We start from the raw sequence: 13,283 nt of genomic DNA, 5'->3' as shown, positions 1-13,283 counted from the left end.
GGCGCCGCGCTCACCCGCGCGGCGCGGCACCCACACCAGCGTGGCGCCGGTGGCCACCGCGGTGCGCAGGGCCGCGGTGAGCGCGCCGGGCACGGCGGCGAGGCGTTCGCCGACGAGGATCACCGCGCCCTCGCCGCGCAGCGCCTCGGCCGCGGCGCTGCCGCGTTCGTCCAGTCCGACGCCGCCCGCGAGCGCGTCCAGCCACTCGGTCTCGGTGCCGGGCGCGGCGGGCAGCAGCGTGCCGCCGGCCTTCTCCAGGCCCCGGGTGGCGTGGCTGGCCAGCGCGTAGGTGCGCTGGCCGTGGCCGCGCCGGCCCTTGCGCAGCCGCAGGAAGATGCCCGGCGCCTCCTCCTCGGCCTCCAGCCCGACGAGGAGCACGGCGGGCGCCGCCTCCAGCGCCGTGTAGGTCACGCCCGTGGAGTCCATGTCCCTGCCGTGGCCCGCGACATGGGAGGCGAGGAAGTCGGCCTCCTCGGCGGAGTGCGGGCGGGCGCGGAAGTCGAGGTCGTTGGTGCGCAGCGCGACCCGGGCGAACTTGGCGTAGGCGTACGCGTCCTCGACGGTGAGCCGGCCGCCGGTCAGCACGCCCGCGCGGCCCCGCGCCCCGGCGAGCCCGCGCGCGGCGGCCTCCAGCGCCTCGGGCCAGCTCGCGGGCGCCAGCTCACCGTCCTCGCCGCGCACCAGCGGGGTGTGCAGCCGGTCGGGCCGCTGCGCGTAGCGGAACGCGAACCGGCCCTTGTCGCACATCCACTCCTCGTTGACCTCGGGGTCGTTCTCCGCGAGGCGGCGCATCACCTTGCCGCGCCGGTGGTCGTGCCGGATGGCGCAGCCGCCCGCGCAGTGCTCGCACACCCCGGGCGAGGAGACGAGGTCGAAGGGGCGGGAGCGGAACCGGTAGGCGGCCGAGGTCAGCGCGCCGACCGGGCAGATCTGGATGGTGTTGCCGGAGAAGTACGACTCGAAGGGCGCGTCCTGGCCGGTGCCGATCTGCTGGAGCGCGCCCCGCTCCACCATCTCGATCATCGGGTCGCCCGCGATCTGGTTGGAGAAGCGGGTGCAGCGCGCGCACAGCACGCACCGCTCGCGGTCCAGCAGCACCTGGGTGGAGATGGCGACGGGCTTCTCGTAGGTGCGCTTGCTGCCCTCGAAGCGGGAGTCGGCGTTGCCGTGGGACATGGCCTGGTTCTGCAGCGGGCACTCGCCGCCCTTGTCGCAGACCGGGCAGTCCAGCGGGTGGTTGATGAGCAGCAGCTCCATCACACCGCGCTGCGCCTTGCTCGCCGCATCGCTGGTCAGATGGGTCTTGACGACCATGCCGTCGGTGCACTGGATGGTGCAGGACGCCATCGGCTTGCGCTGGCCCTCCACCTCGACGATGCACTGGCGGCAGGCGCCCGCCGGGTCGAGCAGCGGGTGGTCGCAGAAGCGCGGGATCTCGATGCCGAGCAGTTCGGCGGCGCGGATCACCAAGGTGCCCTTGGGCACGGAGATCTGGGCGCCGTCGATCGTCAGCGACACCAGGTCCTCGGGCGGCGGTGCGGCCTCCCCTCCCCCTGTGGAGGCGGCAGGAGTGGTGACGGTCACGCGTTCACCTCCAGGTGAGCGGAGTCGGGGCGGTCGCCCCACGCGGTGGACTTGGCGGGGTCGAAGGGGCAGCCCCGTCCCGCGAGGTGGGCTTCGTACTCGTCGCGGAAGTACTTCAGCGAGGAGAAGATCGGGGACGCCGCGCCGTCGCCGAGGGCGCAGAACGACTTGCCGTTGATGTTGTCGGCGATGTCGGCGATCTTCTCCAGATCGGACGCCCGCGCCTTGCCGGCCTCGATGTCGCGGAGCAACTGGACGAGCCAGTAGGTGCCCTCGCGGCAGGGGGTGCACTTGCCGCAGGACTCGTGGGCGTAGAACTCGGTCCAGCGGGTGACGGCCCGCACCACGCAGGTGGTCTCGTCGAAGCACTGGAGGGCCTTGGTGCCCAGCATGGAGCCGGCGTTGCCGACGCCCTCGTAGTCGAGCGGGACGTCCAGGTGCGCGTCGGTCAGCAGCGGGGTGGAGGAGCCGCCCGGGGTCCAGAACTTCAGCCGGTGCCCGGGGCGCATGCCGCCGCTCATGTCGAGGAGCTGGCGCAGGGTGATGCCCAGCGGCGCCTCGTACTGGCCGGGGCGGGCGACGTGGCCGCTGAGCGAGTAGAGCGTGAAGCCGGGGGACTTCTCGCTGCCCATCGAGCGGAACCAGTCCTTGCCCTTGTCGACGAGGGCGGGAACCGAGGCGATGGACTCGACGTTGTTCACCACGGTGGGACACGCGTACAGGCCGGCGACGGCAGGGAAGGGGGGACGCAGCCTCGGCTGGCCGCGGCGGCCTTCCAGCGAGTCGAGGAGCGCCGTCTCCTCACCGCAGATGTAGGCGCCCGCGCCCGCGTGCACGGTGAGCGTGAGGTCCTTGCCCGGGCCGAGCGCGTCGGCGCCCAGGTAGCCCGCCTCGTGGGCCTCGCGCACGGCCAGATGGAGGCGGCGCAGTACGGGGACGACCTCGCCGCGCAGATAGATGAAGGCGTGGTGGGAACGGATCGCGTGGCAGGCGATGACGATGCCCTCGATGAGGGAGTGCGGGTTGGCGAAGAGGAGGGGGATGTCCTTGCAGGTGCCCGGCTCGGACTCGTCGGCGTTGACGACGAGGTAGTGCGGTTTGCCGTCGCCCTGCGGGATGAACTGCCACTTCATCCCGGTCGGGAAGCCGGCGCCGCCGCGACCGCGCAGGCCCGCCTCCTTGACGTAGGCGATCAGGTCGTCGGGGTCCATGGCCAGCGCCTTGGACAGCGCCCGGTAGCCGCCGTGCCGCCGGTAGCCGGCCAGGGTGTAGGAGTCGGGCTCGTCCCAGTGCGCCGAGAGCACGGGGGCCAGCAGCTTCTGCGGGTCCGCCTCCGGGTGCGGTGCCGGCTGGGAGGCCCCGCCCTGTCCGCCGTCGTGTGCTGCCACGGTCATCCCTTCCCCTCCTCGTCGGCCGCGCCGCCGCGGGGAGCCACCACGCCGGGGCCGCTCTCGCCCTTGGCCAGCCGCAGCCCGGCGAGCGAGGCGGGGCCGGCGCTGCCGGAGGCGTCGGCGGCTCCCTCGCGCTCGTCGGGGAAGCCCGCCAGCACCCGCGCCGTCTCCTTGAAGGTGCACAGCGGCGCGCCGCGGGTGGGGGCGACCTCCCGGCCGGCACGCAGGTCGTCCACCAGCGCGCGGGCTGACTCAGGGGTCTGGTTGTCGAAGAACTCCCAGTTGACCATCACCACGGGCGCGAAGTCGCAGGCCGCGTTGCACTCGATGTGTTCGAGGGTGACCTTGCCGTCCTCGGTGGTCTCCCCGTCGCCCACGCCCAGGTGTTCGCGGAGCGTGGTGTAGATGGCGTCCCCGCCCATGACGGCGCACAGGGTGTTGGTGCACACCCCGACCTGGTAGTCGCCCGAGGGCTTGCGGCGGTACATGGAGTAGAAGGTGGCCACGGCGTTGACTTCAGCCGTGGTCAGCTCCAGCATCTCGGCGCAGAACCGCTGCCCGGTGCGGGTGACGTACCCGTCCTCGGACTGCACCAGGTGCAGCAGCGGCAGCAGCGCCGAACGGCTGTCGGGGTAGCGGGCGATGACCTCCCGCGCGTCCGCCTCCAGCCGCCTGCGCACCTCGGCCGGGTAGTCGGGCGCGGGCATCTCGGGAAGGCCCATCTCAACGCTGTTCACCGGTCGACGCCTCCCATCACGGGGTCGATGGACGCGACGGCGACGATGACGTCCGCGACCTGGCCGCCCTCGCACATCGCCGCCATGGACTGGAGATTGGTGAAGGAGGGGTCGCGGAAGTGCACCCGGTAGGGGCGGGTGCCGCCGTCGCTGACGAGATGCACGCCCAGCTCGCCCTTGGGCGATTCGACGGCCGCGTACACCTCGCCCGGTGGCACCCGGAAGCCCTCGGTCACCAGCTTGAAGTGGTGGATCAGCGCCTCCATGGAGGTGCCCATGATGTTCTTGATGTGGTCGAGCGAGTTGCCGAGCCCGTCGGGGCCGAGGGCCAGCTGCGCGGGCCAGGCGATCTTCTTGTCGGCGACCATGACCGGGCCCGGCTCCAGCCGGTCCACGCACTGCTCGATGATCCGCAGCGACTGGCGCATCTCCTCCAGGCGCAGCAGGAACCGCCCGTAGGAGTCGCAGGTGTCCACGGTCGGGACCTCGAAGTCGTAGGTCTCGTAGCCGCAGTACGGCTGGGCCTTGCGCAGGTCGTGCGGGAGTCCGGCCGAGCGCAGGATGGGCCCGGTGGCGCCCAGGGCCATGCAGCCGGCCAGGTCGAGGTGGCCGATGTCCTTGAGCCGGGCCTTGAAGACGGGGCTGCCGGTGGCGAGCGCGTCGTACTCCGGCAGGTTCTTGCGCATCTTCTTGATGAACTCGCGCAGCGCGTCGACGGTGCCGGGCGGGATGTCCTGGGCCAGGCCGCCGGGGCGGATGTAGGCGTGGTTCATCCGCAGACCGGTGATCAGCTCGTACAGGTCCAGGACGAGTTCGCGGTCCCGGAAGCCGAAGATCATGATCGTGGTGGCGCCCAGCTCCATGCCGCCGGTGGCGATGGCCACCAGGTGCGAGGAGATCCGGTTCAGCTCCATCAGCAGCACGCGGATCACATTGGCGCGCTCGGGCACCTGGTCCTCGATGCCCAGCAGCCGTTCGACACCCAGGCAGTACGCCGCCTCGTTGAAGAACGGCGTCAGGTAGTCCATCCGGGTGACGAACGTGGTGCCCTGCGTCCAGGTCCGGAACTCGAGGTTCTTCTCGATGCCGGTGTGCAGATAGCCGATGCCCGCGCGGGCCTCGGTGACCGTCTCGCCGTCGATCTCCAGGATGAGCCGCAGCACGCCGTGGGTGGAGGGGTGCTGGGGACCCATGTTGACGATGATGCGCTCGTCGTCGCTCTTGGCGGCGTGCGCGGCCAGCTCGTCCCAGTCGCCGCCGGTGACGTCGTAGACCGTCCCCTCGGTGGTTTCCCGGACACCGGCCGGTGCGTGTGTACTGGCCATCAGGAGTAGGACCTCCGCTGATCGGGAGCGGGAATCTGGGCGCCCTTGTACTCGACGGGAATGCCGCCGAGGGGGTAGTCCTTGCGCTGCGGAAAGCCCTGCCAGTCGTCCGGCATTATGATCCGCGTCAGCGCCGGGTGGCCGTCGAAGATCAGCCCGAAGAAGTCGTAGGTCTCGCGCTCGTGCCAGTCGTTGGTCGGGTAGATGTCCACGACCGAGGGCACGTGCGGGTCCGCGTCGGGGGCGCTCACCTCCAGCCGGATCAGCCGGTTGTGGGTGATCGAGCGCAGGTGGTAGACGGCGTGCAGCTCGCGCCCCTTGTCACCCGGGTAGTGGACGCCGCTCACCCCGGTGCACAGCTCGAAGCGCAGCGCGGGGTCGTCGCGCAGGGTGCGGGCCACGCGCGGCAGATGCGCGCGGGCGATGTGGAACGTCAGCTCCCCACGGTCCACGACCGTCTTCTCGATGACCTCCTCAGGAGCGACGCCCTGTTCCTCCAGCGCGCCCTCCAGTTCGTCGGCCACCTCGTCGAACCATCCGCCGTACGGGCGGGGGGTGGCGCCGGGCAGCCGGACGGTGCGGACCAGGCCGCCGTATCCGGAGGTGTCGCCGCCGTTGCGGGCGCCGAACATGCCGCGGCGGACGTCGATGACCTCGCCGGGGGCGCCCTGCTGGACCGGGACGGAGCTGCCCGGGTGGTCGTCGCCGGCGTGCCCGCCGTCGCCGTTGCCGTTCACACGGGCGTCACTCATCGCAGCAGCCCCTTCATCTCGATGGTGGGCACGGCCTTCAGGGCCGCCTCCTCCGCCTCGCGGGCCGCTTCCTTCTGGTTCACACCGAGCTTGGAATTCTTGATCTGCTCGTGCAGTTTGAGAATGGCGTCGAGCAGCATTTCGGGGCGCGGCGGGCAGCCGGGGAGGTAGATGTCCACGGGAACGACGTGGTCGACCCCCTGCACGATCGCGTAGTTGTTGAACATGCCGCCCGAGGAGGCGCACACGCCCATGGAGATGACCCATTTGGGGTTCGGCATCTGGTCGTACACCTGCCGCAGCACCGGGGCCATCTTCTGGCTGACCCGGCCCGCCACGATCATCAGGTCGGCCTGGCGGGGCGAGCCGCGGAAGACCTCCATGCCGAACCGGGCGAGGTCGTAGCGGCCCGCGCCGGTCGTCATCATCTCGATGGCGCAGCAGGCGAGTCCGAACGTCGCGGGGAAGACGGAGGATTTACGCGCGAGTCCGGCTGCCTTCTCGACCGTCGTGAGCAGAAATCCGCTCGGCAGTTTCTCTTCAAGTCCCATTGCTTATCCTGCCCCTAGTCCCATTCCAGGCCGCCACGCCGCCAGTCGTAGGCGTACGCGATACCGATGAGGGCGACGAAGACCAGCATTTCGACGAGCCCGAACATCCCGAGGGAATCGAAATGGACGGCCCACGGGTAGAGGAAGACGATCTCGATGTCGAAGATGATGAAGAGCATCGCCGTCAGGTAGTACTTCACCGGGAAGCGCCCGCCTCCGGCCGGCTGCGGCGTGGGCTCGATGCCGCACTCGTACGCCTCCAACTTGGCCCGGTTGTAGCGCTTGGGGCCGACGATGGAGGCCACGACCACGGAGAAGACCGTGAACGCCGCCGCCAGGGCTCCCAGTACGAGGATTGGTGTGTAGACGTTCACCGCTCCCGTCTCCTTCCAGGCGTCGTCTCTGACTGCCGGCAGACCGCTGGGCCGCTGCGCGCCTCCCCACGAAGATCGCTCCTATGTGAGGCAGTTCACAAGCCCTGTTCGCAGGCATCTTAAGCCCGCCCCTCTGTGATCTGCGACACGGGAGGCACCAACTACTTTGTGATCTCCACCACCTGACGGCCAATCATTCCGTCGGATGGACGTTGATCTTCATACGCAAAGCCCCGGAACGATCACTTGAGGTGACGATCGGGCCGTGCTCACGCCCATTGGCGGCGGGTCGCTGTATCAGGCATGGGGCTGCAGAGGCAAATTCGCGCTGGACGGTTTCACCTGCTATGCGCGAACCACTCCGCCTCGTGCGTTCGTGAAACCCGGCACAAATGCCGCACGCACCCGATGACGGCGGACCCCGACGCCGCACTCCGGTCGCGATGTCCGCGATGACCGTGATGCCCGCGAGGGGCCCACGACCGGTCCACGGCCAACTCGGCGGCCGTACCCACCGCCGGGCGAATCCCCGTCGAATCCCCGCTGAATCCCCGCGGGCCCCCCGCCGAGACCCCGCCGCGACCCGGCCGAGTCCCTCCCGTGACCGGACGGCGGGCCGGCGGAGCCGAGCGGGATGGGTGAAAGGGGATCAATGTGCGTTTCGCACGAAGAGTTGAGTTCCGGATTGTGAGCTGCGCCACTCCGGATTCCGGCAGTCGCTGCCTTCTTTGATTCCGGCTTTTCGTCGTGGTATACGCGCCCGAGGGATTCCGGCAATGCGGACAACTGCATGGTCACGGCCCCGTAGTTGGGCAATGATCACGGCGTACGAGGACGCGCCGCCGGGGTGCCGGAGGGCCCAACTGGCCGTGTCCGCGACGACTGTGGCGCATCGCACGATTGTTGAGGGATCGCTTTCGGTCCTGCTAGGCATTCCCTCATGTCCCCGAAAGCTCAGATACCCAGCCACCGGAAGCCACGCTCCAGCAAGATGAACACGGCGCTGCGTGCGGGCATGACGGGCGGCGTCATGGGCACCATCGCTCTCACCGCCGCGGCGGCGCCGGCCCTCGCGGCCGACAAGAACGCACCGGCGGAGACCGTGGAGATGCCCACCCTCTCCACGGCGGACTCCAGCACCCTGGCGGCCGAGTCGCTGCAGGACTCGGCGCAGCAGTTCCAGCTCCAGCAGGCCCAGCAGACCGCGGCCGCCAAGGCCCAGGAGCAGGCCAAGGAGAACAAGGCGAAGGCCAAGGCGAAGGCGGAGGCCGAGCGCAAGGCCGAGGCGGCCCGCAAGGCGGCCCGTGCCGCGGCCGCCCCCAAGAGCGACGCCCACGCGTCCCGCTCCGCCGACCGCGCCTCCCTCTCCACCCCCGCCCCCCAGGGCGGCAACGTCGCCACCCTCCTCAACTTCCTGCGGGCCCAGGTCGGCAAGTCCTACGTCATGGGCGCCACCGGCCCCTCCGCGTACGACTGCTCGGGTCTGACCCAGGCGGCGTTCAAGCAGGTCGGCGTCAGCCTGCCGCGCACCTCGCAGCCGCAGTCCACCGCGGGCACCCCTGTCTCGCTGGACAACCTCCAGCCCGGCGACATCCTCTACTGGGGCAGCGCCGGCAGCGCCTACCACGTGGCCGTCTACGTGGGCGACGGCAAGTTCATCGGCGCCCAGAACTCCTCCACGGGCGTCGTGGAGCGCCCCCTGAGCTACGACCAGCCCACCGGCGCGGTCCGCGTGCTCTGAGCCTGCGCACTCCGGCACGAGGGGCCCCACCGCACGGCGCGGTGGGGCCCCTCGGCATGTCCGGGCCCCCGCGGCCGGACCTCAGCAGCCGGACCGCCCCGTCCGGTCCGGCGAACGCCCTGCCATGGGCGGCGCCGTGGTTCCGGGAGCCGTTGCCGCAGGGGCGACGGGGGCCGGATCAGCTCCTGCGCCACAGGAAGGCGTGCACCTCGCCCGTCTCGCTGCCGGCCGTGCCGGCGGCATCGCCCCGAGCGGCCCTCTTGCGGGACCGCGAAGAAGATAACTGCGACGGGGGGACGGGCGCGCTACTACGGTCAGGTTCGCGACAGCCACCTGACGCTCGGGGAGCCTGCTGCGGGGGACTCGCGTACGTCGGACATCAAGCCGCCGGACGACCAGGGGAGCGACGACCTGCCCGACGGCGAGAGCGGTGGCACATCCAGGAAGGGAACACGCCGGGCGAGCCGGCCTCCCCGTCGTTCCTCAGTCCCCGAGCCGCTCGATGAACGAGGACCAGGCCGACCTACCGAAGAGCAGCACAGGCCCCTGCGGGAACTTCGAATCGCGAACCGGGACGACGGTGCCGCCACGGCCGGGGATGCCGACGGCGACCTCGACGCAGTCGTCGTTGGTCGGTCCGCTGTAGCTGGACTTGCGCCACGTCGCGGCGTTCAGGTCGATCATGAGTATCCCTCGATGGCCTTCTCGATCAGCTCCATGGACGCGTCCGCGCTCAACGCACTGGCGTGCAACCGATCATAGACCCGTTGGAAGCGGGCGACCATGCTCGGTTCTTCGGAGTAGGCGCCGGTTTCGAAACCCTCCGTGTACGCTCCCCGGTCGCCGTTCGGGAGGGTGAGCAGCCAGAGTGAGCCGGGGATCGCGGCCGTATCATCCGGGATGATCTGGAGGTTGACGTACGGCGGCTCGCACATCTCCCGGATCTTGCACAGCTGTTCGCGCATCGTCGCCCGGCCTCCGACCGTCCTGCGGAGCACGGCCGCGTCGAGAAGCGTCCACATCCACGGCGGCTTCGCACGAGCCCACACTTCCTGTCGGGCGATCCGGCGTTCGACGTAGCGGTCGACCTCGGCCGGGTCCTCCGCCTCTGCATCGAGCATCAGTGCCCGCGCGTACGCCTCGGTCTGGAGGAGCCCCGGTACCACGATCGAGTAGCCGTGAATGGCCGCCGCCTCCAACTGCCGTGCCAGGTACGCCTGCGCGTAGTCCCGGAACTGGGAGTTCAGCAGCACGCCGGCCAGGTTCTTCAGGTCGTCCTCGAAGCCCAGGACCTTGTCGAAGCGGGCGGCCAGTGCGGGGTTGGGGGGATCGGTGCCCAGTTCGACCTTGGCGAGGCGGGCGCGGGAGATGAAGACGCGGCCGGCCAGGTCCACCTGGGTCCAGCCGCGGCGTTCGCGTTCGCGGCGGATCTTGTGGCCCAGGTAGGCGGCGACGGAGTAGGTGGGGTCGAGCTCTCGGGGTGCGGGCATGGCTGTGTTCCTTCGGTCGCTCGCACATCGTCACTGTTGGTGAGCGTAGTGGTACTGCGTGATGCTCGTCACCGGAACGGAAAACAGCCGCGAGGCGGCCGACACAGGCAGAGAGCGCTATGCACACGTCAGGTGAGCACCAGTACGAGCACGAGAATCAGCACCGGAGCCGGCACGAGCACCGGTCTGGCCAGGAGCAGGAGCACGAGGACGCGCGTCAGAAGGTGCGCCCCTGCGACGACGACGGGGGCTACCAGGATCTTCCCGAGTTTCCCGTCCTGCGGCCGCCGTCCCCCGTGGCGGGCTGCGGCGAGTGCGAGCGGTACGCGCGGGGCCACACGGCGGCGGAGCGGGACGGTGACGCGAGCCGGGCGGTGGATGTGCGCGTGCTGTGGCGGGCCCACCAGGCGCGCGTGCACGCCCGGGCGTACGCCCCCGGGCGGCCGGCGGGCCGGCGGTGAGGCCGGGCGAGCCGGTGTTCGACGTGACACGGCAACAGCCCGCGCTTGTGGTGCGGGTGCATGGCGCCTGGCTCACGCTGGCGCGGCCGGGACGGCGTACGTGGCGTACACACCTGTCAGCCGTACGGGTGGCGACGGACCGGGAGCGGCGAGCCCTGCGGGCGGTCCGGAAGCTGGTGCGCTCCCAGCGGGCGCGGGAGCTGAGCCTCCAGCTGCGGGAGGTGAACGCACGCAGCAGCGGGACGGCGCACCAGCGGTGGGGGTGAGCAGGTGCGGAGGCGAGGGGCGTGGGGACAGCGCCGCAGGTTCCGTTCGCGGGCCGCTCCCCGCCTGCGGCCGCGACGCGGGCGCCGTGTCGCCGCAGGCCGGTGTGACAACTCCAGCGGGCTGCCCCCCGGCCCGCTCCGCGTTCACGGCACCGCCGTTCGTTCCTCGGCTGTGGCCGGCCCCAAAGGTGTCAGGCGCGCGGGGCGACCTTCGTCAGGCCGTTGATGATGCGGTCCATCGCGTCGCCGCCCGTGGGATCGGTGAGGTTGGCGAGCATCTTGAGGGTGAAGCGCATCAGGACGGGGTGCGAGAGGCCGCGCTCGGTGGCGAGCTTCATCACCTTCGGGTTGCCGATGAGCTTCACGAAGGCGCGGCCCATCGTGTAGTAGCCGCCGTAGGTGTCCTTGAGGACCTTCGGGTAGCGGCGCAGGGCCAGCTCGCGCTGGGCCGGGGTCGCCCGGGCGTGCGCCTGCACGATGGTCTCGGCGGCGATGGCGCCGGACTCCATCGCGTACGCGATGCCCTCGCCGTTGAACGGGTTCACCAGCCCGCCCGCGTCACCGACCAGCAGCAGCCCGCGCGTGTAGTGCGGCTGCCGGTTGAAGGCCATGGGCAGCGCGGCACCGCGGACGGGGCCCGTCATGTTGTCCGGCGTGTAGCCCCACTCCTGCGGCATGGAGGCGCACCACGCCTTGAGGACCTCGCGCCAGTCCAGCTCCTTGAAGGCGGCGGAGGTGTTGAGCACGCCGAGCCCGACGTTGGAGGTGCCGTCGCCCATGCCGAAGATCCAGCCGTAGCCGGGCAGCAGCCTCTCCTGCGGTCCGCGTCGGTCCCACAGCTCCAGCCAGGACTCCAGGTAGTCGTCGTCGTGCCGCGGCGAGGTGAAGTACGTCCGCACGGCGACGCCCATCGGGCGGTCCTCGCGGCGGTGCAGCCCCATTTTCAGGGACAGCCGCGTGGAGTTGCCGTCCGCGGCGACCACGATCGGGGCGTGGAAGGTGACCGGAGTCTTCTCCTCACCCAGCTTGGCGTGGACGCCGGTGAGGCGGCCGGTGCGCTCGTCCACGACCGGGTCGGTGACGTTGCAGCGCTCGTACAGCCGTGCCCCGGCCTTCTCGGCCTGGCGGGCGAGCTGCTGGTCGAAGTCGTCCCGCTTGCGGACCAGTCCGTAGTCGGGGTAGCTGGCCAGCTCCGGCCAGGGCAGCTGGAGGCGGTGGCCGCCGCCGATGATGCGCAGGCCCTTGTTGCGCAGCCAGCCCGCCTCCTCGGAGACGTCGATGCCCATGGCCACCAGCTGCTTGACGGCCCGCGGGGTGAGCCCGTCGCCGCACACCTTCTCGCGGGGGAACGCCGTCTTCTCCAGCAGCAGGACGTCCAGGCCGCTGCGGGCCAGGTGGTAGGCGGTCGTGGAGCCCGCGGGCCCCGCGCCGACGACGATCACATCGGCGGACCGCTCCGAGACTGTGGTCGGCTGGGGATCGGCCTTCGGCTGGGCATCGGCCACGAGGACTCCCGCGTGCTGGCTGGGTCGGCTGACCGCGCCAGTCTATGCGGGCACACGGGACCCCCCGAGGACCGGGCCGCCGATGGGGCCCGGGCCGGTGCGCGGCCCGCCCGCGTCAGGAGCCGTCCTCGTCCCAGGTGCGCAGCGCGGTGCTGAAGACCTGGTCCCGCTCGGGGTCCCAGGTGTCGTAACGGCCCGAGAAGTACAGGCTGTACTCGGTACCGTCCTCGGCCACGTACGCCTGGTCGATGGCGTGCACCGTGGTGCGGCCCCCGTCCTCGGTGTAGACGAACTCCCAGCGGGCTCCGGGGCGGCCCCGGAAGGGGTTCTCCGTCAGTTCGAGCCGCTGGTAGCCGTCCCGCTTCCGGGCGCCCTTCTCCAGGGTGCGGAAGTTGTCGAGCGAGGACTGGCCCGCGTTCTCGATGACGCCGATCCGCAGGTAGCTGCCGCCGGTCGGGGCCGCGTAGTCGACCTGCGTGCCCTTCGACTCGCGCTGCCAGCCCTCCATCACGCCCACGGAGAAGCCCTTGGGGTCCTCGGCCATGGTGAAGCCGGCCGGCAGGCCGGTGTCGGCGGGGCTGCCGGGAGTGCCGCCCGCGACGGCGTCCGGGTCGGGGCCGGAGCCCGTGGGGGAGGCGCTGCCGCCGGAGGGCGCGGGCTTCGGCCCCTCGGTGGACGGGCCGTCGCCGCCGCGCCCCGAGTCCGAGGGGCCCTTCGCGGGTTCCTTCGCCCTGACGGACGGCCCGGCCGACGGCTTGCCGTCCCCCTTGTCGTCACCGACCAGGTAGAAGACGCCACCGGTCGCGGCGCCGGCCACCAGGAACGCGGCCAGGACGAGCCCGGCCCAGGCGAGGCCGCGCCCGCGCCGCGGCGGCGGAACGGGCCCGCCACCACCGGGGCCACCACCACCGGGGCCACCGCCGGCGGGGCCACGACTGCCGGAACCGCCGGTGCCCGGACCGCCCTCGCTCGGGCCGCCCTCACCCCCGCCACCCTCATCGGAGCCCGGGGCGGGCGAGCCGTGTTGCCGGGGGGCGTCTTCCCGGGGGACGTTCCCCTGCGGGGCGTTCCGGGCGTTCCCCTGCGGGGCGCTTTCCTGCGGGCCG

The 13,283-nt window shown here is 71.2% G+C and carries 13 protein-coding genes and 1 pseudogene; 3 read left to right on the top strand and 11 right to left on the bottom strand.

Annotated elements, in window-relative coordinates; all coding sequences use genetic code 11:
- From FM076_RS34010 to FM076_RS19570, 7 genes are all read right to left on the bottom strand, one after another.
- Positions 1-1,584: NADH-quinone oxidoreductase subunit G (locus FM076_RS34010; protein WP_345945110.1), on the bottom strand; the 1,584-nt coding region annotated here is incomplete at its 3' end.
- The gene (gene nuoF, locus FM076_RS19595) at positions 1,581-2,978 is read right to left on the bottom strand and encodes an NADH-quinone oxidoreductase subunit NuoF (RefSeq protein ID WP_173872307.1); all 1,398 of its coding nucleotides are present in this window, start codon (positions 2,976-2,978) and stop codon (positions 1,581-1,583) included. The genes nuoF and FM076_RS34010, both read right to left, overlap by 4 nt.
- Positions 2,975-3,697 (bottom strand): NADH-quinone oxidoreductase subunit NuoE, encoded by a 723-nt coding sequence (nuoE, locus tag FM076_RS19590; RefSeq protein WP_180218471.1) that lies wholly within the window; start codon positions 3,695-3,697, stop codon positions 2,975-2,977. The genes nuoF and nuoE overlap by 4 nt, the downstream gene beginning before the upstream one ends.
- 11 nt (positions 3,698-3,708) lie before the next feature.
- Positions 3,709-5,037, bottom strand: coding sequence for an NADH-quinone oxidoreductase subunit D (locus FM076_RS19585; protein ID WP_173872305.1), 1,329 nt, complete (start codon positions 5,035-5,037; stop codon positions 3,709-3,711).
- The gene (locus tag FM076_RS19580; RefSeq protein WP_173872304.1) at positions 5,037-5,789 is read right to left on the bottom strand and encodes an NADH-quinone oxidoreductase subunit C; all 753 of its coding nucleotides are present in this window, start codon (positions 5,787-5,789) and stop codon (positions 5,037-5,039) included. The genes FM076_RS19585 and FM076_RS19580 overlap by 1 nt, the downstream gene beginning before the upstream one ends.
- Positions 5,786-6,340, bottom strand: a complete 555-nt coding sequence (locus tag FM076_RS19575) for a NuoB/complex I 20 kDa subunit family protein (RefSeq protein ID WP_173872303.1) — start codon at positions 6,338-6,340, stop codon at positions 5,786-5,788. The genes FM076_RS19580 and FM076_RS19575 overlap by 4 nt, the downstream gene beginning before the upstream one ends.
- Before the next feature lie 14 nt (positions 6,341-6,354).
- Positions 6,355-6,714 (bottom strand): NADH-quinone oxidoreductase subunit A, encoded by a 360-nt coding sequence (locus FM076_RS19570; protein WP_173872302.1) that lies wholly within the window; start codon positions 6,712-6,714, stop codon positions 6,355-6,357.
- 940 nt (positions 6,715-7,654) lie between these two features.
- Between FM076_RS19570 and FM076_RS19565 the strand changes: the two genes are divergently transcribed.
- Positions 7,655-8,455, top strand: coding sequence for a C40 family peptidase (locus FM076_RS19565; RefSeq protein WP_173872301.1), 801 nt, complete (start codon positions 7,655-7,657; stop codon positions 8,453-8,455).
- A 483-nt stretch (positions 8,456-8,938) separates the two neighbouring features.
- Here FM076_RS19565 and FM076_RS19560 read toward each other — a convergent pair whose 3' ends face one another.
- Together FM076_RS19560 and FM076_RS19555 are read right to left on the bottom strand one after the other, a co-directional pair.
- A complete protein-coding gene (locus FM076_RS19560) occupies positions 8,939-9,139 on the bottom strand; it encodes a DUF397 domain-containing protein (RefSeq protein ID WP_173872300.1) in 201 nt (66 codons plus the stop codon).
- Positions 9,136-9,945: a helix-turn-helix domain-containing protein gene (locus FM076_RS19555; protein WP_173872299.1), complete on the bottom strand. Its 810-nt coding sequence runs from the start codon at positions 9,943-9,945 to the stop codon at positions 9,136-9,138. The genes FM076_RS19560 and FM076_RS19555 overlap by 4 nt, the downstream gene beginning before the upstream one ends.
- Before the next feature lie 119 nt (positions 9,946-10,064).
- On the opposite strand from FM076_RS19555, the gene FM076_RS19550 reads away from it, so the two are divergent.
- Complete coding sequence (locus FM076_RS19550; protein WP_173872298.1) at positions 10,065-10,406, top strand: hypothetical protein; 342 nt, start codon at positions 10,065-10,067, stop codon at positions 10,404-10,406.
- Positions 10,407-10,429: 23 nt separating this feature from the next.
- Complete coding sequence (locus FM076_RS19545) at positions 10,430-10,672, top strand: hypothetical protein (protein WP_173872297.1); 243 nt, start codon at positions 10,430-10,432, stop codon at positions 10,670-10,672.
- Between the two features lie 191 nt (positions 10,673-10,863).
- On the opposite strand, the gene FM076_RS19540 is transcribed toward FM076_RS19545, so the two are convergent.
- Both FM076_RS19540 and FM076_RS19535 read right to left on the bottom strand, forming a co-directional pair.
- A complete protein-coding gene (locus tag FM076_RS19540; protein WP_173872296.1) occupies positions 10,864-12,177 on the bottom strand; it encodes a geranylgeranyl reductase family protein in 1,314 nt (437 codons plus the stop codon).
- Positions 12,178-12,292: 115 nt separating this feature from the next.
- Positions 12,293-13,283: pseudogene (locus FM076_RS19535) on the bottom strand (hypothetical protein); the annotation flags it as partial.

The organism is Streptomyces albus subsp. chlorinus (genome assembly GCF_013302895.1).
In the GTDB taxonomy this organism is placed as follows: Bacteria; Actinomycetota; Actinomycetes; order Streptomycetales; family Streptomycetaceae; genus Streptomyces; species Streptomyces chlorinus.
The sequence above is the reverse complement of the archived record's forward strand: the minus strand, read 5'-3'. Positions and strand labels throughout refer to the sequence as shown.

What these genes read in the sequence shown, in the direction of transcription:
- FM076_RS19565 (WP_173872301.1), top strand. Translation starts at nt 7,655, where the DNA reads ATGTCCCCGAAAGCTCAGATACCCAGCCACCGGAAGCCACGCTCCAGC.
- FM076_RS19580 (WP_173872304.1), bottom strand. Translation starts at nt 5,789, where the DNA reads ATGAGTGACGCCCGTGTGAACGGCAACGGCGACGGCGGGCACGCCGGC.
- FM076_RS19555 (WP_173872299.1), bottom strand. Translation starts at nt 9,945, where the DNA reads ATGCCCGCACCCCGAGAGCTCGACCCCACCTACTCCGTCGCCGCCTAC.
- FM076_RS19585 (WP_173872305.1), bottom strand. Translation starts at nt 5,037, where the DNA reads ATGGCCAGTACACACGCACCGGCCGGTGTCCGGGAAACCACCGAGGGG.
- nuoF (WP_173872307.1), bottom strand. Translation starts at nt 2,978, where the DNA reads ATGACCGTGGCAGCACACGACGGCGGACAGGGCGGGGCCTCCCAGCCG.
- FM076_RS19550 (WP_173872298.1), top strand. Translation starts at nt 10,065, where the DNA reads ATGCACACGTCAGGTGAGCACCAGTACGAGCACGAGAATCAGCACCGG.
- nuoE (WP_180218471.1), bottom strand. Translation starts at nt 3,697, where the DNA reads ATGGGCCTTCCCGAGATGCCCGCGCCCGACTACCCGGCCGAGGTGCGC.
- FM076_RS19575 (WP_173872303.1), bottom strand. Translation starts at nt 6,340, where the DNA reads ATGGGACTTGAAGAGAAACTGCCGAGCGGATTTCTGCTCACGACGGTC.
- FM076_RS19560 (WP_173872300.1), bottom strand. Translation starts at nt 9,139, where the DNA reads ATGATCGACCTGAACGCCGCGACGTGGCGCAAGTCCAGCTACAGCGGA.